Below are 18757 nucleotides of genomic sequence, written 5' to 3'. Positions count from 1 at the left end.
ATATTGCAGATAACATCTTATTTTCACTAAATAAATTAATTTGTAAAATATGTTTCGTGAGATGTGAAATGTATTTCATTTCACATCTCACATTTCACATAAAACTACTTCGTGATCGATGAATTCGTTTTAGACTCTTCTAATTTTATTGCACTTAATTCTTTTTTAGCTTCTTCCACAACATCCGGATAATCTGTAAAATTATTAATGACGTTGTCTAGAATATAGGTTGCCTGATAACTGTCTTTTAATCCGTAGAAATTTTTTGCCATCAGGACTAAACTTTTCGCCCCGTAATATTTGTAGGCTGAATAGTTTTTAGCCAACTTTTGCACGGAAACATTCGAAGCATCAAATTTTCCTTCTTTGGTTTTAAAATACGCATCATAATACAGTGCTTCTGCTGCCAATTCTCCTTTAGATGTCGCTGATAATTTAGCATAGGCCACTTTGGCTTTATCTTCATCTCCTGTCTGCATTGCTGCACGTGCTACGATAATCTGAGCATCCGCTTTAACGTTTGCATCGGCTTTTGCATTTTGCAATACTTTATCAGCATATACTACTGAATTATCATAATCTTTTTTGTCGTAATAACATTTCATTAAATTAGCCTGTGCAAAACTTTTATTCTGAGGGAAATCGGCTTCACTTTCTAAACGAACCAACACCGGAACCGACTGATCGCAATCTTTTGCTTTTAGGAAAATTTGTGCCAGTCTGGTCAATGACTGCTCCGTAAATTCACTTCTCGGCTGATCAATTACATACTGATAGTTTGCAGTCGATTTTGCTTCTGAACCTTCGGCAAAATACAATTGTGCCAGATAAAAGTTAGCTTCAAGTGCATGCATTCCTTTTGGAAACTTGTTTATGTAACCTGTAAAACCAGTTATGGCCGGCTTACTGTTGTTCTGACTATATTGTTTGAAAGCCGCGTCATAAGTATCATTATCCAATTCGGCATCGGTAACCGCCACAAAATCTAAGGTACGTACCCAAGTCGCATATTCATCCACCTTTCCTGAGTCGACATAAATCAATCTGGCTGTCGAAACGGCTTCTAAAGCTTCGGGAGTTTTAGGAAACTCTGCTGCTACTTTTTTAAACTTCACCAAAGCCTGATCGTCGCGATCTGAATTGTAATAAATCAATCCTTGTTTTAAAATTGCTTTCGAAGTAAAGGAACCGTTTTTAAATTCTGAAATCAGCTGATCATAGGTTTTAAGTGCCTGATCGTTCTTTTTCTCCGCAACATAAGTATTCCCTAATTCGTATAAAGCATCATCACGATAAGACGACTTTTTATACATCTGAAGGAAATTACTCAATTCATCGGCTTTCTTATCATTTTTGGACATAAATCCGTAAGAAATTGCTTTTTGAAACTGTGCATAATCGGCATCAACGCCTTTTGCTTCAATAGCTTTCGAGTACGCTTCATTTGCCGCACTGTACTTCGAATTCACAAATCGGCTGTCTCCTAAACGCAAGTACGAATCGTTTAAACGCACTTTATCTTCCTTCGAATTATCAATTTGTGCCTGGAAAGAATTCCCTGCCTGATCGTATTCTTTGAGTTTAAAATAGGCATAACCAATATTATAGTTGATATTTTTGTACTCATTGGTAGTTTTAGCAGCAGCAAATCCGGCAAACTGTTTGTAACTTAATAAAGCGTTCTGAAAATCATCAGTCATGTATTCCGCTTCTGCTTTCCAAAAAGTAGCACGGGCTGTAAATTCAGGTGTTTTTTGTTCGCTAATAGCACTTTTAAACATTTTCCCTGCTTCCTGATAGTTTGATTCATTGTACAATTCAACACCTCTATAAAAAAGTACTTTTTGATAAGCTGCTTTATTCTCTGGCGACCTGTTTTTCTCTAATAAGGACAACGCTTCTTTATAATTTTTAGAAGAAATATAAGAGTCAACCAATAATTTTTCTACCTCTGCTTTACTGGAGTTGTTTGGGTATTTTTTTAGGAAATCAAGTAAAATTCCCGGAACGGTTTGATAGGCATTTCCAATTTCATAACTCAGCTTTGCGTAATTCAAAGCGGCATCTTCCTGAATTTGGGTATTGAAATCCATTTCAGAAGCATTTTTAAACGCATTTAAAGCCTCCTGTTTTTTACCCGTGTTTAAATAAGCCAAACCTAAATGGTAATAGGCATTTTGAGCTACAAAATCTTTTCCTTCAATGATTTTATTGAATTGAGAAATTGCTTTTTCATACTCTTTGCGCTCATAATAAGCATATCCCAGCTGATAGAAATCGGTATTATTCCACTTGCCTTTTTTTCCGGCGTATTGCTCTAAAAACGGAATCGCTTTGTCATATTGTTTCAGATTGAAGTAACTCTCTCCAATAATTTTATTCAATTCAGATTTTTCCAAATCATTGGATTTGCTCATGGCTTTTTGCCCTAAATCGATTGCTTTTTGGAAATTTCCTAATTTAAAATTCATATCGGCCTGATAATACGAAAGCTTTTCTTTGTATTTCTCTTCTCCCGAAACTTCATCAAAATATTTAGTTGCTTCTTTATAATCATCGCCTTCATAAGCCATAAATCCTAAGTAATATTTGGCCTGTGAACCAAAATCAGGAGAGTTTACAACCTTATTAAAATAAGTTGTGGCTTCTTTTTTCTTTTTAGCATTGAAATAACTGTATCCTTTTTGGAAATTAAATCTATCCGAATCAGATTTACTCATATAGCTTTCATCCACTTTATCAAACCACTGTAAGGCTTTTGGATAATTTCCCTGTTCAAAAAAGTATTGGGCAACTTCAATATAGGCCTGATTTTGTTTTGTACTCGTTGGATAATCGTTTACAAATTTTTCGATCAGAGCATCAGCATTTACTTTGTTTGTCCGAATGGCGCAATTGGCAATATAATAAGCACAATCTGATTGAACCTCTTCGGTTGTTGCATTGTTTTTAACCTGTTCGAAAATAAGTTGTGCCGAAGCATATTGTTTGTCATTGTATAAAGCCAGTGCTTTGTCAAAATCCTTTAAGTCGCAAGTATAAATAGCTGATTTTTGTGCCGAAACTATGGTCGAAAAAAGAATAATTGGTAATAAAAAGAACCAGGGAAGTTTACGCATTTTAATTATATTTAGTATTCAAATGTATCATTTTATACCGTTTATAACGAAACGTTTCTGGCTTTTATTATGAACAAAAAATTAATTAAACCCTATCAGTCGTATAAATAATTCTAAACTAGATGCTTTATCAACTGAGTTTAACTCCATTACCAACCTTTAATTAATTTAACCTAAAAACAGTCAACACTCTGTCATAAAACAAACTTATACAACTTATTACGTTTCATTTCATCTATACATTTTATTGTGAAGATTCAACTAAGTAAATTTTACGTTTCTGTCTAAAAAAAGACTTAAATCCTTCTAATCCTCTTAATTCGTGGCTGCTTTTTAAAAATTTCCCACAGAAATGATTGAAATTTATTTTGAATCCAAGCGTTATCTTATTACTTTTACCATTCAAATCAATTTTATTATGTCGCAAACCGTACTGTCTCTTAAAGAAGTCACTATATATCAGGAAGGAAAGAAAATTTTATCTCATATTAATTTAGATGTTCAACATGGTGAATTTATCTATATAATTGGAAAAACAGGTTCCGGAAAAAGTAGTTTCATGAAAACGCTGTATGGTGATTTACCTTTAACTGAGGGTGAAGGTCATATTGTAGAATTTGATTTGGCAACTTTAAAAGAAAGCGAAATTCCATATTTGAGACGAAAAATCGGAATTGTATTTCAGGATTTTAAGTTACTTCCGGATCGTTCGGTAAAAGACAATATGCTTTTTGTTTTAAAAGCCACCGGCTGGTCTGAAAAAGAAGCTATGGAGCATAAAATCGATGAAGTTTTGGATAAGGTAGGCATGAAAGAATTCTTAAACAAGATGCCACATCAACTTTCGGGGGGTGAGCAGCAGCGTGTAGCTATTGCAAGAGCATTACTAAATGATCCTGAATTCATTCTAGCCGATGAGCCAACCGGAAACCTTGATCCGCAAACAAGCTCAGAAGTTCTTGAAGTTTTGAAAAAAATTAATGCCAACGGTAAAACAGTGATCATGGTTACCCATGATTATGCTTTACTGATGAAATTTCCGTCTAAAACCCTAAAATGTGAAGACGAAAGAATTTTTGAAGTGGTACAACGCAGCGTATAGTGCTTTCTATTTTAATTCCGGTTTATAATTATAATGTTTTTGCACTTGTCGAAGAAGTTGCAAAACAATGTAATATTATTGGAATTAATTTTGAAATTCTTTGTCAGGACGACGCATCCGATTTTCGAGAAAACACTCTCAATCATGAGATAAATCTTTTACCTAATTGCTTCTTTTTTAAAAACGAAACTAATTTAGGAAGAGGAAAAAATATCAATTCTATGGCTCAAAAAGCTAAATTTGATTGGTTGCTTATTTTAGACTGCGACACTTTTCCAGCTAAAAACAATTTCATAAAAAAGTACATTGATATTATTTCTGATTTGAAAAATGATATCTTTTTTGGCGGAATCATTTACGAGAACAAAGAACCTCAAGAGGAACAATTTCTTCGTTGGTTTTATGGAAATAAAAGAGAAGCGCTTTCTCTCCTCACTTCAAATTTAGTAGTCAAAAAAGATATTTTTATTCGATTTCCTTTTGACGAATCCATCACAAGGTATGGTTATGAAGATTTATGTTTCTTTTCTGTTTTAAAGGCAAATCATTTTGAAATTCTTCGAATAGAAAACCCAACTTTTCATTTGAATCTGGAAACTTCACAGGTATTTTTAAATAAAACCAAAATTGCTTTGGAAAATCTTGTTTTTCTTTATGATTCAAATAAAATACAAAAAGAAGACAGCAAAATTACAACTTCATTTGAACTTTTAAAAAAACTAAAACTAATATCTATTTCAGCTTATCTTTTTAAAAATAACAGATCCAAAATCGAAAAAAACATTCTTTCTAAAAAACCTTCTTTATTTTTATTTGATCTGTACAAGCTAGGGTATTTTTGCAACTTAAAAAAGACTAATTAATTATTACCGTTTCTAAAAAAGACTTCCACTGTTCCATTACCTTATCGACGGCGTAATTCTCGGAAGTTGCTTGGGCTTTTTTACCTAATTTTGATTTTACTTCTTGGTCTTCGATTAAAAAAGACAGTTGATCAACATAAATTTCCATACAATCATCCGGAATTAAAAAACCATTCTCACCACTGGTAATAAGAGTCCTTGGGCCTATTGGACAATCGTACGCAATACAAGGCAAACCTGAAGCCATTGCTTCTAACAAAACCATTGCAAAACCTTCCGTTCTCGAAGTCATTGCATAAATAGAAGCCTCGTAATATTTCTCTTCAATATTTTTAACAAAATCCAGATAATTTATACCCCATTCTAAACCTAAATCTAGGGCCTTTTCTTTCAAAGAATGAATGTTGTCTGTATAAATATCTAATGTCCAATCAGAGTGCTTTTGAATAATTTCTTTCCAGATTAATAACAATCGGTCTAATCCTTTTTCAAACGAATATCTGCCAATTGCGATTACCTTTTTATGCTGTAGATTAGAAATTTTATTGTTTTTAATCCACAACGGATTTGGGATTACAACTCCATTTTCGACATTCCATTCTTTTAAACTTTCTCCAGACAAAGTCACTATTCTAGTGAATTTTCGAGCGCCGAAATCTTTAAACTGATATTTTATTTTTCGAATCGATTTCGCAAGGAAATCCGCTTTTAGATCTTTTTCTTCGATAAATTTTGAACCGTGACACTCCAGAATAATTGGAATTTTAGTTCTGCAAACAAAGGGATATATAAAAGCTTTTAATCCATTATCTGCAATCATAATAACATCCGGCTTTATTTCTTTAACCTTTTTGTTTATTTCTTTTTGGAACGAAACAAAAAAACTAAAACCTCTTCCTTTTAAGGTCATATAATGAAAAACAATTTTAGAATTGAAATCATAGAAGGGCAAAGTATCCTCTTCATCTTGCGACAAAATATGCACTTCATAACCAAAATGTTGTATAAAATAATTAGCTTTAACAGAAGTAACTCTTGCCACCCCTCCCGCAATTTTTATTTTAGGCACAATATAAAGCAGTCTCATTTTTTGGAGTTCAAAAAGACATCATAATTCCTGATATAATCTGATTCGTCAAAAACATCTGATGCCAGAACCAAACAAACAGAACCTGAAGAAAAGTTTTCCAATTCTCTCCAAATTCCTTTTGGCAGGTGTAACCCAAAATTTGGCTTATTAAGCAAATAGCTTTCTTTATTAGTCCCGTCATTAACAGTAACCTCAAAACTTCCGCTAAGAGCAATTAAAATTTCATGTTGCTCTATATGCGAATGTCCACCGCGAAAAGCTGTACTAGGCACGTCAAAAAGATAATAGACCCGTTTAAAATCAAATGGCAAAATATCATTTTGAATAAAAGCCAAATTCCCGCTTAAGTCCTCTATTACAGGAATTTTTAATAAATCTATATCTTGAATTGTTGTCATATTTTTAATGTACCTGCATCAAATTTAACCATTGCTTTCCAATTTTTTCCAGTAGAAAAGGCTGAACACTTTCAAAACTATTTCTTTTACAATATGCGTACAAAATTTCATCTTCAATAAAGAGATTCATTGCTTCTGTTAGCTTATCCCAATTCTGATCTTCTACTAAAAGACCATTTTCTAAATTCTTCACCAAGTCTCTCGGCCCAAAATCACAATCAAAAGTTACAACTGGAGTTTGGCAAGTCAGTGCTTCTGCAATAACATTTGAGAAACCTTCATTTTTACTACTTAGCACTAAAAACCTTGCTTTACTAATATACTTAAAAGGATTAACCTCATATCCTAACAAATGTACAAATCCAGTAATATTGCTCTCTAAAATTGCTTTCTGAAGATCTGATTCGTTACCATTACCCAAAATAACCAGATGGATCTTTTTTTGAGACAAATCCGAATTGGCATAACTGGAAATCAACTGCTCAAATTGTTTTATTTTGTTTTCATATTGTCCAACCGCAATAATAAAATCAAATTCAATATTAATCATTTCACTCCGTTTCTCATTAATTTCCTCCAAATAAACGGGATTGTGAATTGTGACTACATTTTCTAGTCGATGTTTATTTTCAATCAACATTTTCATCTCTTCCACAATTGCCACATTTGCATAACAGTGATTGTACATTAATCGTGTAAGCCAAGAATTATTTGGCATATAATGATCAATCAAAAAACTATGAACTGTAAAAATAGTTTTGGTGTTGTAAATAAAACGTGCCAAAACTAACTCCTGAATCACTTTTGTCCGAAAACGAAAATCAATGATAAAATCAAATTTATTTTCATTTAAATATTTATGCAAAGCTCTAAGTCTTTTTACTTTATTAAAAAAACCATTGCTTTCGTTTTTCAATAATCCCAGATTCACTAATGTACCTGAATATGGAAAACTAATTTCATTTAAAACAATAAGAATAGTCACATCAAATCCCTGGCTTTCAAAAAAGACAGATAAATTTGCCATCACTTTATCACTTCCTCCCCCATTTAGACGATAACCAATTAAAGCAATTTTATTTTTTTTCTGAGACAATATCATTTGTGATTTCTTATTTTCGTATCAAATATATAACTCTTTAAAAACAATATGCAAGATAAAACATTAGTAACCGTAATTTGCTTGTGTTATAACCACGAAAAATTTGTTGTAGAGAGTTTACTTTCGGTCATCAATCAGGACTATCCTTTTACTGAACTGATTGTTGTAGATGACTTTAGCATAGATAATTCAAGAGAAACAATTAAAAACTGGCTTATCAATTATCCGGAGGTTCAATTCATTGACAACAAAACCAATCTGGGAAATACAAAATCATTCAATAAGGCCTTACGACTTGCAAAAGGTGATTATATTATTGATCTCGCCGCAGATGATATTTTACTTCCGGATTGTATTTCATCACAAATTAATACATTCAAAAACAGTTCATTTAAAAACCTTGGTGTTGTTTATGGCAATGTTGAATTGATTACAGAAAATGGCAATTTTGATTCTTATTATTTTCCGGTTGATAACTCAAAGAAAACAATAGAAAATAGAGAAACCGGAGATATTTACTTAAGCGTGCTTTCTGGTGGAAATAGTATTTGTTCTGTTTCGTCGATGATAAAAAAGTCTGTTTTTGATGCTTTGAATGGCTACGACGAGAATTTAGGGTATGAAGATTTAGATATTTGGATTCGCGCCTCGCGCTCTTATGAATTTGATTATATCGACAAAATCTTAATTAAAAAAAGAATCATAGAAACATCGTTAGGAACTCATTTTTTTATTAAAAACGATTCAAAATCCAGAAAAATAAATCACTCTACTTATTTGATTCTCAAAAAGGCAATTCGCTTAAACCGAAATAAAAATGAGCACAAAACCATTTTAAAGAGAATGCACTTTGAAATAGTTTTAGCTTATAAAATGTCTGATTTTAAATTGTTACTGAAATACCTTTTGCTTGAAATCAAGCAACGCTTCCGAATTCTGTTTGCTTAATCTAAACAGTAAGAAAATCGTTTAATTGTTGTTTTTCTCCTTCCCAGTCTCTTGAAATATCATTTCGGATTAACTTAGCGGGAACTCCTCCAATTAAAATATTTTCGCCTAAAGCATCATACGATTTGGTACACAAACTGTTAGAGGCAATGGTACAAAAATCAGGCGTTCGGGTTCCTTTTAGAACTGTAACTCTATTGCTTATAAAATTGTAACTTCCTATAAAAATAGGGCTTGTTTTTTGCAGCTTTTCCCCTGTCTGAGTATCAATTAAATCGTGGAAATTGGTATCAATAATTTGAGCTTGGGAGCCAAAACGTGCGTAATCGCCCAAAACAATTTTTTCTGTACAAATTAATTTTCCTCCTGATCCCATAGAGGCCATATTTCCGAATTCACAATAGGCATTTTCTCCAATAAAAATAAAATAATCTTTACCAAATTGGAATTTCCCTTTGAAAACAAGTTTTCCTAAAACATAAACTTCGGCAATACCTTTATGAAGTGAATCTAGCTCGTAAGGCTGACCAAATCCAATCATTCCTTTTTGAATATCTCCTTCAATTTGAATCTCACCTGAAATAGCAGTAAACTTAACTCTCCCATAAAAGAAAACAGGAAGTTTTTTAGCGACCTGAAAAGGAAATTTCTTAAAATTAAAATACAATGTCTTACTCCAGTTTACCGAATAGTAAAAACTGAGTTTATGATAAAAAGATTGACATTTCCTATAACTACTTTGAATCATTATTATTCTTTTTATTAGATTTTAATGACGTTACCATTTCTTTCAAATTTACTTTTTTACTGATTTGATACAAACTAAAACTAATAGAAATCAAAACCATCCATGTCATTAAAATGTACTTTAAAGTCGAATTTTCAATATATCGCAGTAAAAATGTAACAACACTTATTATAAAACAAGCAAAATATATCTTGTAAAATTCATTGTCAAAATAAAAATCATATCTTTTCCTTGTGATCCACTTTAATCCAATAAAATGGAATAAAAAGTAAAGAAAAAAACTACATCCTAAACCTTCTAATCCGTAAAAATAATAACCAAAAACATTCATTACTAAAGACAGAACATTAAAACCTATTCCTGTTTTAATAAACATTCGGGAATCTCCTTTAGCAATCAAAATAAAACCCATAGCCCATGAAACAGCTCTGAACAACATTCCTAAAATTCCAAAACAAACCATCGGGATAACAACGTTAAAATTTGGCGTATAAATAATGGGGATGATGATCGAAATTAAAGTCAAAAATAAAACAATAATTGGTGTTATGATGATAATCGAAACAAAGGCCTGCTGCATTACACTCGATCTTATTTTTTCATTATCAGAATTAATTGAAGCCAATTTCGGAAAATAATCTGTACTCATCACGGTAAAAATAATTCCAACATACGAGTTCAATAAAGTAAAGCCCGCATTATAAAAACCTACCTGCTGCAATCCCCCATTTTTACTTATAAAAACCTGAACCAAATAAGTAGATAATAGTGTCAAAACACTACTAATGGTCAACATGAATCCCAGTTTTATTATTGTTTTACCTTCCGATAAAAAAAAATCTTTAGAAACTTTTTCCTGCCTAATTTTAATTTTACCTGAATAATAAAAAGAAAAGACAAAGGCTGCCAAAGAAGCAATCAAAATGGTTGGAAGTATCGCATCAATCCGTAAAAAACAATACAGAGGAACCGAAAAAAGCAACCCAAAAAGATTTCCAAACAAATTCGCTTTTGCCATTAATTTCATTTGTCGCAAACCTTGTAAAATGGCCAATTGACCTGACGTTAGTTGCTTAAATAAAACTGTAACAGCAATAAATACAAACGAATACGTTTGACTGGAATCTCCAAAAGTAATTACACTCAATACTTTCGAGAAAAAGATTGTGAGTACCATTCCTAAAACACCTGTAAAAAACACAATTTTTTTTACAACCTGAATGGTTGCAGAAACTCCTTTTAGGTTCCCGCTTCCATAATTTTCGGAAATATTTTTCACAGCGCTGGTTTCTATTCCAAAACCCGAAATACTATTTATTACGCTTAAAGTTGAATTTAACAACGTAATAATCCCCATTCCTTCAGGGCCAATAAAAACCGCTATTAACTTAGTTCTGAAAATCGAAATTAAGATCGTAAAAAACTGCACACCACCAAAGAGCGAAGTCATTTTTAAAATTTGCTGATATGTTCTACCGCCAGACACGAATTAATATTGATTCAAAATTTTAACAATAATTTCTGCCAAATAGCGCTTTGCAATATTAGGTCGTTTAATGTTGTCTGAATTTAAATTTGATAGTTTCAGATTTAGAAAAGAAGCCTGAAATTCGTATAGTCTCGAATTTACACCTACATATTCATTCCAATATTTTTTTTCAGAACCACAATTGCGAAGTGAAAAAAGTACTTGTGTCAACTTTGAATCATTTGTAACAATTGCTCCGCCATCTCCCAGAAATGTTACTACTTCTTTTCCTAATATGTACCAGCCATTATCTAAAAGAACTTTCAGTTTCTCCTTAAAGGCAGTTTCGTATGGCTCACTTATTTTTTTTTTGTCAAGAAATGGTATCATTTAATAGCAATTTTATAAAAATCCTGATTATAGATTGTACAGCCTAATTCTTCTTTTTGTGTCAAAAGTCCCGAATTAAAACCTTTTTCATTTTCTCCATTTACAATACCCATATCAAAAAAAAGCTTTCCTTTGCGCTTGTATTTATGTATTAAATTAATGAACAAAAAATCAAGAGCCCTAACTTGTTCGCCTTTTTCTGAAGTGGCACCGTACTGTGATTTTACAACATTTTCAGTTTCAAAAACGGTAATTCCGGCAATAATCTCATCATTCTGATAAACCGAATATTGTTTGATATTATGAGGGAATTTTTGTTTCAAAAAGTCCATCTCCTCCAATTTATGAACCGGTTTAGCATCAAATTTTTCCAGCAATCTTGGCTCAAGAATCAATTCCCAAAAAGGCTGAAAATGCTGCTCCTCGACAATTTCCAGATAAAGATTTTCAATTCGTCTGAAATGCTTCAATTTACTTTTGGATATGCGCAAAGGTAGTTTCAGGTTAACTGCCAAATTCATTTCTTTTCGTACTAAAACGGCATCGTTTTTAAATAAAAAAAAGTCCATTTCCTGATTTCCTTCCTTAAAATAAAAGTTTGGAATAGGTTTATAATAAAAAGTTGCAACGGCAGCCTCTTTTAAATAAGCTAAAATGGCATCTAAAATTAATGCTGCTTTCTCCGCTTTCAGTTTATTTGAGAATATCAAACCTCCATAAGTCAATCCTTGATGCGAGTAAACCGAATCCCCAACTTTATTCGCCGGTAAAACTGCTTTTAATTTGTGATCCTCAAAAACAAGAAGCGAAAAATCTTCAAAACGGTCCTGATGATATTCCATAAAATCACGATGAAATAGAAATGTTGCATTTTTAGCCTGTGCCACAAATGCATTCCAAATCTCATGATCGCTTTTATAATAATTCCTTACGATGTATTTTGTCATGGTCCCGAAGGTCGTTTTATAGTTCTTCTTCTGCGTTTTACCCGAACAAACTTATTAAAAAAAATGAGCCGTGAATTCACAAATTTAATTTTTATTGGTAACAAAAATTTAAATTACGTTTGTGAATTCGCGGCTCTTAAATTTTCAGCACGCTAATATCGTTTAAAAAATCTTATTTGTGTTCAAATGCCGGCAAATACCATTTATATTTTACGGCCAATAAACGCGCGATGATCATTACAACAGAAGTTACTAAGTATAAAATATCGTCTTCTAAATTCAGTTTTTTCAGGATAAAAAACACGATTCCTCCAAAAATACAGATAGTTGCGTAAATTTCTCTTCTGAAAATCGTTGGAATTTCTGTACACAAGATATCTCTGATAACACCGCCAAAACAAGCTGTCATAGTTCCTAAGGCAATACAGATAACGGGATGCAAACCAATCATAATTCCTTTTTCCAGTCCAATTAAGGTAAAAACACCCAACCCGATCGTATCAAACAGGAACAGCGAAGTACGCAATCGGTCAAACTTCTTTCTGAAGAGAATGGCAAAGGCAAAACCAACGATAATTACATATACATACTGCAAATCCAGCATCCATCCTACCGGTGTTCTGCCTATCAGTACATCACGAAGTGTTCCGCCACCAACAGCCGTAACAAAAGCAATGATAAAAACTCCAAACGGATCCAGTTTCTTATGCATCGCTGTCAAAGCACCCGACATAGCAAAAGCCATAGTACCGATAAGATCTAATAAATGAAACATTTTTTACTTTTTTGCTGCAAAGATACAGAGCTGCAAAGGTACAAAGGTTAAATTTGTTTTTTATTCTTTAGATACTCTTCTATCTGAGAATTTATTTTTTCACATAAATCGGACTTCTTTTTAACAGATAAGAAACAGAATCCATCCAACTGTCTTTTATGTTTAAGAATGGCTTACGGGTTTGTGAGTAAATTTTCGTTCCGTTCTTATACATATCAAAATAAACCATGTAGTTATAGTAGGTTTGTGTACTCGAATTTGTAGTTGAAATATCGCTCGTTTTCACTTTTTTATTATTATCACTCACTTTGGCGCTTCCACTGTTATACGTTGAAGCGGTTGAGCCCTCGGTTATCGTATATGAAACTTTTGTTGCTATAATATTATCAACTCCCAAAATTCTTTGAAGATCTTCGATTGGCGTTTCATCAATGTTTTTATAATCAATTCCGGCTTTATGCAACAAACTGTTTGTTACTCTTAGATCCTGAACGGTTAATGGGAATAGATTTGATGACTTATCCAATAGTTTATTATAAAGATCATTTTGAGCAAATTTTGCCATTTCTTCTGAACTTTCTAAAGTACCCGAATTCACATAAGGCACAGGCAGCACAGCAATTGTATTGGGTTTCATTTCTGCCGCAGCGATAGTCTGACCTGAATTAGCGGAACTCATAGTACTTGACACTGCTGTATTTACAGACACATCGAAAGTTTGTGAACGACCGCTGGCGAAATCAATTCTGGCAATTTGAGATACATCAAGCGAGATTTGAACTGTCTCTCCCGGCAAAGAATATTCAACCGTTTTATCCGACATTTTCGCAACCGTACATTCAATAATCTGATAATCTCTTTTTATAATTTTATCCAGTTTTTTACTTCCGGTCTGAGCAAAATTGGCAACGGAAATTAGCAACATTATAAATGCAAAAATCTTTGTAATTTTCATTATTTCTCTAAATTAAATGATCCTACTCTTATGGATTTTCGGTTTCTCCTTTTAAAACACAAACAACAAATAACAACCTACTAATCAAACCTATACAATAAACAATAAGTTGATTTTAACATTAGTAAAATTACGGGATTTCTCGCATTTAAAAAATGATATTTGTCATAACACCCTTTTAACCATTCATCTTACGGCTACATATTCTGCGTGTAAAAATTATAATCTTTAAGAATAACCCTTAAGAAATCACTATTATTTCCTGACTGATTTTTAATTCCTGTAACACTCTCTATTTTGGACACCAATTTATAAATGATTTCATGATCGTTTTTTGCAAGTGCACTTTGAAAAGTTTCCTTGATAATTCGCATATCATTATCCGATAATTTAATTACTAAAGGATAAGTCGGAACATAAGCATCTCCTATTTCTTCCAGAATGGTATGGCTGATATTGATTTTATTTTTTAATGTAATTACAGCTGTTCCCGCAACCATATCACCTAATCGTTGTCCTTTTTGACTTGAAATTATTGATATTAAGCCTACGATTCCTCCCAGAATCGAAATATCAACAAGTCTAAAAAACCAACGCATTAAATAATCACCAAAGCCTGCCTGATAACCATCAATTTTAACGACTTTTATTTTTACTAATTTCTTTCCGATGGTCTGTCCTTCAAAAATACTTTCTAAGATTAACGTGTAAATTATAAAGGGAAAATACAATAGCAAAAGTACCGATGCTCTCGACCAGCTGTCTAAACTGTCAAGAACTCTGTCAAAATTAAAACCGTAAAAAAATATAAGAGAAATTACAGTCACATAGGCCAATTTAATAGCCAAATCGATGAAATAAGAGCCTATTCTTTCCCCCACCGTTGCGGCGATAAAATTTATTTTGACATTTTGTGTTGTATTTATAGATAATTCTGACATATTTTATATTTTAGCCTACAATGAGAGAAGTCGCCTTCATAAAACAAAATAAAGAAAAATGGCTGGAATTTGAGTTAGCTATTTTTGGTAAAGCTAAAAAAAATCCGGATGAGTTAGCTAATTTGTACATTCAGATGATGAATGACTTGTCGTATGCCCAAACGTATTATCCAAAGAGCAAAACCGTTATTTACCTCAATCATCTCGCCTCACAAATTTATCAGAAAATTTATAAAACCAAAAGAACAGAAAAAAATAAGTTTCTGGAATTTTTTATTACTGAAGTTCCATTGCTTATGTATGAATACAAACGCTATTTAATGTATGCTTTTGTTCTATTCTTTATCACGGTAGGAATTGGCGTAGTCTCCGCAAGATACGATCAGGATTTTGTTCGCCTCATTCTGGGTGACGGTTATGTTAATATGACCTTAGAAAATATCAAAAAAGGAGATCCGATGGCTGTATACGGCTCTGGAAGCAACTGGGGAAGTTTTATTGGCATCACCATGAACAACCTTTATGTAGGAGCACGATGTTACATTTACGGAATTTTTGGCGGCCTTGGCACCTTTTATATTTTCCTTCAAAACTGTATTATGTTGGGGTCTTTTCAGTATTTCTTCTACGAACAGGGCGTTTTCTGGAAAAGCGTACGCGGAATCTGGATTCACGGAGCCATGGAAATTTTTGCAATTGTAATCGAAACGACGGCCGGTTTTATTTTAGGAGCTTCGATCCTGTTTCCAAAAACTTTCTCGCGAATGAACTCCTTTAAAATAGGCTTCAAAAATAGTTTCAAAATATTCCTGAGCACCTTTCCGTTTACCATCAGTGCAGGTTTTCTGGAAGGTTTCATTACCCGATATTCAATTGACATGCCCAATTGGTTAAGCAGTCTTATCATTTTGCTTACATTAGCCGTAATTTCATTTTATTATTTGATTTACCCTTTTATTGTTCACAAAAAAACAACTTTATTATAATGTTTGAGCTTTACAAAAAACGACAGTTAGGCGACTATATCATAGATACCTTTAGCTTTTTCAAAACTTTTGGAAAACACTTTTTTAAAATCTTTTTTATCATCAACGGAGCCTTCCTGCTTATTGTTGGTACTTTAGTCTTTTTCTTTTTACAAAGTAATTTTCAAGCCATATTTAACGAAAGTCTAAACCATGCAGGCTCTGATAATCTTGCTGGTTATTTCAATGACAATTTTGGTCTTTTGATTGGTTTTATTGTCATTTTTTTTGTTGTTATAATAGCTTTATCGCTCTTCAATTCGACTTATCCCATTCTATACTTAAAACTAATCGACCAAAAAAATAAAAATAGCTTCACAACAGCAGATGTCGCAACTATCTTTAGACAAAACATCTGGAAAATAATCAAATTCTGTGTTGGTCTTATATTTCTGGTCGTTCCAATATTGTTTGTTGTTATAATTTTACTCTTCTTCCTGTGCTTTTTAATAGTAGGTATTCCATTGTTGCTAATTGCCATCCCCACTTTATTTACCTGGGTTAATTTTAGTTTTTATGCTTACCTGACAGAAGACAAAGGTTTCTTCCAGTCCTTAAATCATGCTTATCTTTTGTTAAGAGAGGATTTCTGGACTTCGATCGGTGCAACTTTTTTAGTTATCATTATGATGCAGATGATTCAGGGATCTATCACGATGGTTTTCTATTTTATCGGAATATTTATGGTTTTCCTGACAGCTATGGGTACTTCAGAGTTCAATCCGGAAGCTATGGGCGATTCTCCCTTCTTGATTTTCTTTCTGACTGCGATGTTTATTCTGATCTTTACATTGGGTAATATCTTCAACAACATGATCATGGTCAATCAGGGAATTATGTACTATAGCCTTGGGGCAAAAGAGAAAATTTCAAATCGCGACATTGAGTTAATCGGAACCGATAATGAATAAAATTCTATTCCTTTTATCTTTTATCCTTTTCTCGGGCATCATTCGTGCACAGGATACTTTGGCTACAACCGAGCCTCCGAAAATAACCTCAGTAAAATACACGGAAAAAGATATTCGAATAGATTCCGACACCATAGAAATTAAAAATTTCGGTAAAAACTTCAAAAAAAAATATACCGATGCTAGTTTTGTGTACGAATTCAAAACTCCCGAAAAAGGCCTATGGCAACGTTTTAAAGAATGGCTGGCTAGCCTTTTTGGAAATTGGTTTGAGTTTGAAAGTCCTGAGACCTCCATTAATTTCGTCTCGGTTTTATTAAAAGTACTGGCCGTTTTAATCATCATTTTTGTCATTTATTTAATTGTAAAAGCCATAATTAACAAAGAGGGACAGTGGATTTTTGGAAAAAACGCTAAAAAGAAAAACATTTACTATTCAGAAATCGAGAAAAACATACATCTATTAGATTTTGACAAACTAATTAAAGAATGTTTACAATCGGGAGAAAAAAGAACTGCGGTTCGATATTATTATCTCTGGCTTTTAAAAGTGATGGCACAAAATCACTACATCGAATGGGATATCGAAAAAACCAATTCTGATTATTTATACGAACTTCAAAAAGCCGCACACAAAGAAGAATTCACCTATTTGTCTTATCTGTACAACTACATCTGGTACGGTGAATTTGAAATTGATGAAGTCACTTTTAAAAAGGCAGAAAACCGATTTAAGAATGCCATAAAAACGTTTAGCAATGAGTAAAACACTTAAAATTTATATTGCTGTACTGGTTTTTATTCTGACCTTAATTTTGGTAGCAGATCACGACCGCCCAAAGCCTATTGACTGGCGACCAACCTACTCTGTTAATGATAAAATTCCTTTTGGACTTTATATTTTTGACAAAGAAATCAATGGCTTTTTTAAAAATCATGCTGTAGAACGCATTTCAACTTTAACGCCCTATGAATATTTAGATTCAAAATATAACAATGATACTCTGGTAGAAGACTATAAAATAAAAGGAACTTTTATAAACATCTCCGAATCAAATACGATTGACGAAGAGTCTGTAAACGAGCTTTTTTATTTTGTATCACGCGGGAATAATGCTTTTTTAAGCATGAAAACCATTCCACAGTACCTGTTAGACAGTTTAAAAGTCGAAGTAAATTCCGTTTTTCAAAGCTCTGGCAATACAACCGTTTGGCTTGCCAATTCACAACTGAAAAAGAAAAAGTATAAATTCCCGCAGACCTTAGAGGACTATTTTTCTAAAATTGACACGGCAAACACAACCGCTTTAGGCTATCAGATTGCTTCATTCAAAAAGGCAAAAAGGCACGTCAATTTTATCAAAGTACCCTATCATCAAGGCTATTTTTACCTGCACACACAACCGGTTGCTTTTACAAACTATCATTTACTAAAAGCAAACCATTATGAGTATGCCGAAAGCGTCCTTTCCTGTTTGCCTAAGGGAGATATTTTTTGGTACACCAAAGGACAAAATAATGAAAGCATTTCTGAATCGCCCTTACGTTACATTTTAAGTCAGCCCGGTTTAAAATGGGCCTGGTATTTCTTTTTGTTCGGAATGTTGATTTTCATTATTTTTAATGCCAAACGAAAACAACGAATTGTTCCAATATTGAAACCTTTGCCCAATTTAACCGTCGATTTTACAAAAACCATCGGAAATTTATATTATCAGGAAGGCGATCATGCTAATATCATTGATAAAAAAATCATTTACTTTTTGGAAAAAATTAGAAATGAGTATTTAATCGACACGACAAAACTAGACGATAGTTTTATTCAAAAATTGCATCATAAAACAGGTAAAAATGTAACCGATATTCAGGAACTTGTATTCCTGATCAATGAACATCGAAATAGTTATCATGGCAGCCTTGAAGAAGATTTAATTCGAATCAATACTGCGATAGAAAAGATTTTACATTAAAAAAA

At 32.7% G+C, this 18757-nt stretch carries 18 protein-coding genes; 7 read left to right on the top strand and 11 right to left on the bottom strand.

All coding sequences use genetic code 11. The features are described 5' to 3' along the window. Positions 1 to 104 precede the first annotated feature (104 nt). Positions 105 to 3119: a tetratricopeptide repeat protein gene (locus AC3IS6_RS12290; protein ID WP_489159701.1), complete on the bottom strand. Its 3015-nt coding sequence runs from the start codon at positions 3117 to 3119 to the stop codon at positions 105 to 107. A 418-nt stretch (positions 3120 to 3537) separates the two neighbouring features. Between AC3IS6_RS12290 and AC3IS6_RS12285 the strand changes: the two genes are divergently transcribed. Together AC3IS6_RS12285 and AC3IS6_RS12280 are read left to right on the top strand one after the other, a co-directional pair. Then, positions 3538 to 4221, top strand: coding sequence for a cell division ATP-binding protein FtsE (locus AC3IS6_RS12285; protein WP_026109865.1), 684 nt, complete (start codon positions 3538 to 3540; stop codon positions 4219 to 4221). Next, positions 4221 to 5084, top strand: coding sequence for a glycosyltransferase family 2 protein (locus tag AC3IS6_RS12280; protein WP_489159699.1), 864 nt, complete (start codon positions 4221 to 4223; stop codon positions 5082 to 5084). The genes AC3IS6_RS12285 and AC3IS6_RS12280 overlap by 1 nt, the downstream gene beginning before the upstream one ends. Here AC3IS6_RS12280 and AC3IS6_RS12275 read toward each other — a convergent pair. Genes AC3IS6_RS12275 through AC3IS6_RS12265 form a run of 3 tightly spaced genes read right to left on the bottom strand, consistent with a single transcriptional unit; the run spans position 5077 to position 7674 of the window. Further along, positions 5077 to 6171, bottom strand: coding sequence for a glycosyltransferase family 4 protein (locus AC3IS6_RS12275; RefSeq protein ID WP_489159697.1), 1095 nt, complete (start codon positions 6169 to 6171; stop codon positions 5077 to 5079). The two genes, AC3IS6_RS12280 and AC3IS6_RS12275, sit on opposite strands and share 8 nt — an antisense overlap. Next, positions 6168 to 6572: a sugar 3,4-ketoisomerase gene (locus AC3IS6_RS12270; protein ID WP_489159696.1), complete on the bottom strand. Its 405-nt coding sequence runs from the start codon at positions 6570 to 6572 to the stop codon at positions 6168 to 6170. The genes AC3IS6_RS12275 and AC3IS6_RS12270 overlap by 4 nt, the downstream gene beginning before the upstream one ends. 4 nt (positions 6573 to 6576) lie before the next feature. Beyond that, positions 6577 to 7674, bottom strand: coding sequence for a glycosyltransferase (locus tag AC3IS6_RS12265; RefSeq protein ID WP_489159695.1), 1098 nt, complete (start codon positions 7672 to 7674; stop codon positions 6577 to 6579). A gap of 48 nt (positions 7675 to 7722) precedes the next feature. Here AC3IS6_RS12265 and AC3IS6_RS12260 point away from each other — a divergent pair, with 48 nt between their 5' ends. Beyond that, on the top strand, positions 7723 to 8622 hold the full coding sequence (locus AC3IS6_RS12260) for a glycosyltransferase family 2 protein (RefSeq protein WP_489159693.1): 900 nt from the start codon (positions 7723 to 7725) through the stop codon (positions 8620 to 8622). 1 nt (position 8623) lies between these two features. On the opposite strand, the gene AC3IS6_RS12255 is transcribed toward AC3IS6_RS12260, so the two are convergent. The 7 genes from AC3IS6_RS12255 to AC3IS6_RS12225 form a co-directional block, all read right to left on the bottom strand. Beyond that, positions 8624 to 9370, bottom strand: coding sequence for an acyltransferase (locus AC3IS6_RS12255; protein ID WP_489159691.1), 747 nt, complete (start codon positions 9368 to 9370; stop codon positions 8624 to 8626). Further along, the gene (locus AC3IS6_RS12250) at positions 9357 to 10820 is read right to left on the bottom strand and encodes an oligosaccharide flippase family protein (protein ID WP_489159689.1); all 1464 of its coding nucleotides are present in this window, start codon (positions 10818 to 10820) and stop codon (positions 9357 to 9359) included. Before AC3IS6_RS12250 ends, AC3IS6_RS12255 begins: the two co-directional genes overlap by 14 nt. 39 nt (positions 10821 to 10859) lie before the next feature. Further along, a complete protein-coding gene (locus AC3IS6_RS12245; protein ID WP_489159687.1) occupies positions 10860 to 11228 on the bottom strand; it encodes a DegT/DnrJ/EryC1/StrS family aminotransferase in 369 nt (122 codons plus the stop codon). Further along, entirely contained in the window at positions 11225 to 12175 is a 951-nt protein-coding gene (locus AC3IS6_RS12240) for a FemAB family protein (protein ID WP_489159686.1), read from the bottom strand. The genes AC3IS6_RS12245 and AC3IS6_RS12240 overlap by 4 nt, the downstream gene beginning before the upstream one ends. Before the next feature lie 172 nt (positions 12176 to 12347). After that, entirely contained in the window at positions 12348 to 12950 is a 603-nt protein-coding gene (locus AC3IS6_RS12235) for a trimeric intracellular cation channel family protein (RefSeq protein WP_489159684.1), read from the bottom strand. Positions 12951 to 13041: 91 nt separating this feature from the next. Beyond that, complete coding sequence (locus tag AC3IS6_RS12230) at positions 13042 to 13905, bottom strand: hypothetical protein (RefSeq protein WP_489159683.1); 864 nt, start codon at positions 13903 to 13905, stop codon at positions 13042 to 13044. A gap of 197 nt (positions 13906 to 14102) precedes the next feature. Continuing rightward, entirely contained in the window at positions 14103 to 14846 is a 744-nt protein-coding gene (locus tag AC3IS6_RS12225; protein ID WP_489159681.1) for an RDD family protein, read from the bottom strand. A 20-nt stretch (positions 14847 to 14866) separates the two neighbouring features. On the opposite strand from AC3IS6_RS12225, the gene AC3IS6_RS12220 reads away from it, so the two are divergent. From AC3IS6_RS12220 to AC3IS6_RS12205, 4 genes are read left to right on the top strand one after another with little or no spacing between them, the layout of a single operon-like run. Then, positions 14867 to 15832: a stage II sporulation protein M gene (locus AC3IS6_RS12220; RefSeq protein ID WP_489159679.1), complete on the top strand. Its 966-nt coding sequence runs from the start codon at positions 14867 to 14869 to the stop codon at positions 15830 to 15832. Beyond that, the gene (locus tag AC3IS6_RS12215) at positions 15832 to 16782 is read left to right on the top strand and encodes a hypothetical protein (RefSeq protein WP_489159677.1); all 951 of its coding nucleotides are present in this window, start codon (positions 15832 to 15834) and stop codon (positions 16780 to 16782) included. Before AC3IS6_RS12220 ends, AC3IS6_RS12215 begins: the two co-directional genes overlap by 1 nt. After that, positions 16775 to 17548: a DUF4129 domain-containing protein gene (locus AC3IS6_RS12210; RefSeq protein WP_489159675.1), complete on the top strand. Its 774-nt coding sequence runs from the start codon at positions 16775 to 16777 to the stop codon at positions 17546 to 17548. Before AC3IS6_RS12215 ends, AC3IS6_RS12210 begins: the two co-directional genes overlap by 8 nt. Continuing rightward, on the top strand, positions 17541 to 18752 hold the full coding sequence (locus tag AC3IS6_RS12205) for a DUF4350 domain-containing protein (RefSeq protein WP_489159674.1): 1212 nt from the start codon (positions 17541 to 17543) through the stop codon (positions 18750 to 18752). Before AC3IS6_RS12210 ends, AC3IS6_RS12205 begins: the two co-directional genes overlap by 8 nt. The last annotated feature ends 5 nt before the right edge of the window (positions 18753 to 18757 follow it).

The sequence above is a fragment of the Flavobacterium sp. KH_035 genome (genome assembly GCF_057839565.1).
Note: the sequence above shows the minus strand (reverse complement) of the source record. Positions and strands in the feature narration are given on the sequence as shown.

What these genes read in the sequence shown, in the direction of transcription:
- AC3IS6_RS12290 (WP_489159701.1), bottom strand. Translation starts at nt 3,119, where the DNA reads ATGCGTAAACTTCCCTGGTTCTTTTTATTACCAATTATTCTTTTTTCG.
- AC3IS6_RS12285 (WP_026109865.1), top strand. Translation starts at nt 3,538, where the DNA reads ATGTCGCAAACCGTACTGTCTCTTAAAGAAGTCACTATATATCAGGAA.
- AC3IS6_RS12275 (WP_489159697.1), bottom strand. Translation starts at nt 6,171, where the DNA reads ATGAGACTGCTTTATATTGTGCCTAAAATAAAAATTGCGGGAGGGGTG.
- AC3IS6_RS12270 (WP_489159696.1), bottom strand. Translation starts at nt 6,572, where the DNA reads ATGACAACAATTCAAGATATAGATTTATTAAAAATTCCTGTAATAGAG.
- AC3IS6_RS12265 (WP_489159695.1), bottom strand. Translation starts at nt 7,674, where the DNA reads ATGATATTGTCTCAGAAAAAAAATAAAATTGCTTTAATTGGTTATCGT.
- AC3IS6_RS12260 (WP_489159693.1), top strand. Translation starts at nt 7,723, where the DNA reads ATGCAAGATAAAACATTAGTAACCGTAATTTGCTTGTGTTATAACCAC.
- AC3IS6_RS12255 (WP_489159691.1), bottom strand. Translation starts at nt 9,370, where the DNA reads ATGATTCAAAGTAGTTATAGGAAATGTCAATCTTTTTATCATAAACTC.
- AC3IS6_RS12250 (WP_489159689.1), bottom strand. Translation starts at nt 10,820, where the DNA reads ATGACTTCGCTCTTTGGTGGTGTGCAGTTTTTTACGATCTTAATTTCG.
- AC3IS6_RS12245 (WP_489159687.1), bottom strand. Translation starts at nt 11,228, where the DNA reads ATGATACCATTTCTTGACAAAAAAAAAATAAGTGAGCCATACGAAACT.
- AC3IS6_RS12240 (WP_489159686.1), bottom strand. Translation starts at nt 12,175, where the DNA reads ATGACAAAATACATCGTAAGGAATTATTATAAAAGCGATCATGAGATT.
- AC3IS6_RS12235 (WP_489159684.1), bottom strand. Translation starts at nt 12,950, where the DNA reads ATGTTTCATTTATTAGATCTTATCGGTACTATGGCTTTTGCTATGTCG.
- AC3IS6_RS12230 (WP_489159683.1), bottom strand. Translation starts at nt 13,905, where the DNA reads ATGAAAATTACAAAGATTTTTGCATTTATAATGTTGCTAATTTCCGTT.
- AC3IS6_RS12225 (WP_489159681.1), bottom strand. Translation starts at nt 14,846, where the DNA reads ATGTCAGAATTATCTATAAATACAACACAAAATGTCAAAATAAATTTT.
- AC3IS6_RS12220 (WP_489159679.1), top strand. Translation starts at nt 14,867, where the DNA reads ATGAGAGAAGTCGCCTTCATAAAACAAAATAAAGAAAAATGGCTGGAA.
- AC3IS6_RS12215 (WP_489159677.1), top strand. Translation starts at nt 15,832, where the DNA reads ATGTTTGAGCTTTACAAAAAACGACAGTTAGGCGACTATATCATAGAT.
- AC3IS6_RS12210 (WP_489159675.1), top strand. Translation starts at nt 16,775, where the DNA reads ATGAATAAAATTCTATTCCTTTTATCTTTTATCCTTTTCTCGGGCATC.
- AC3IS6_RS12205 (WP_489159674.1), top strand. Translation starts at nt 17,541, where the DNA reads ATGAGTAAAACACTTAAAATTTATATTGCTGTACTGGTTTTTATTCTG.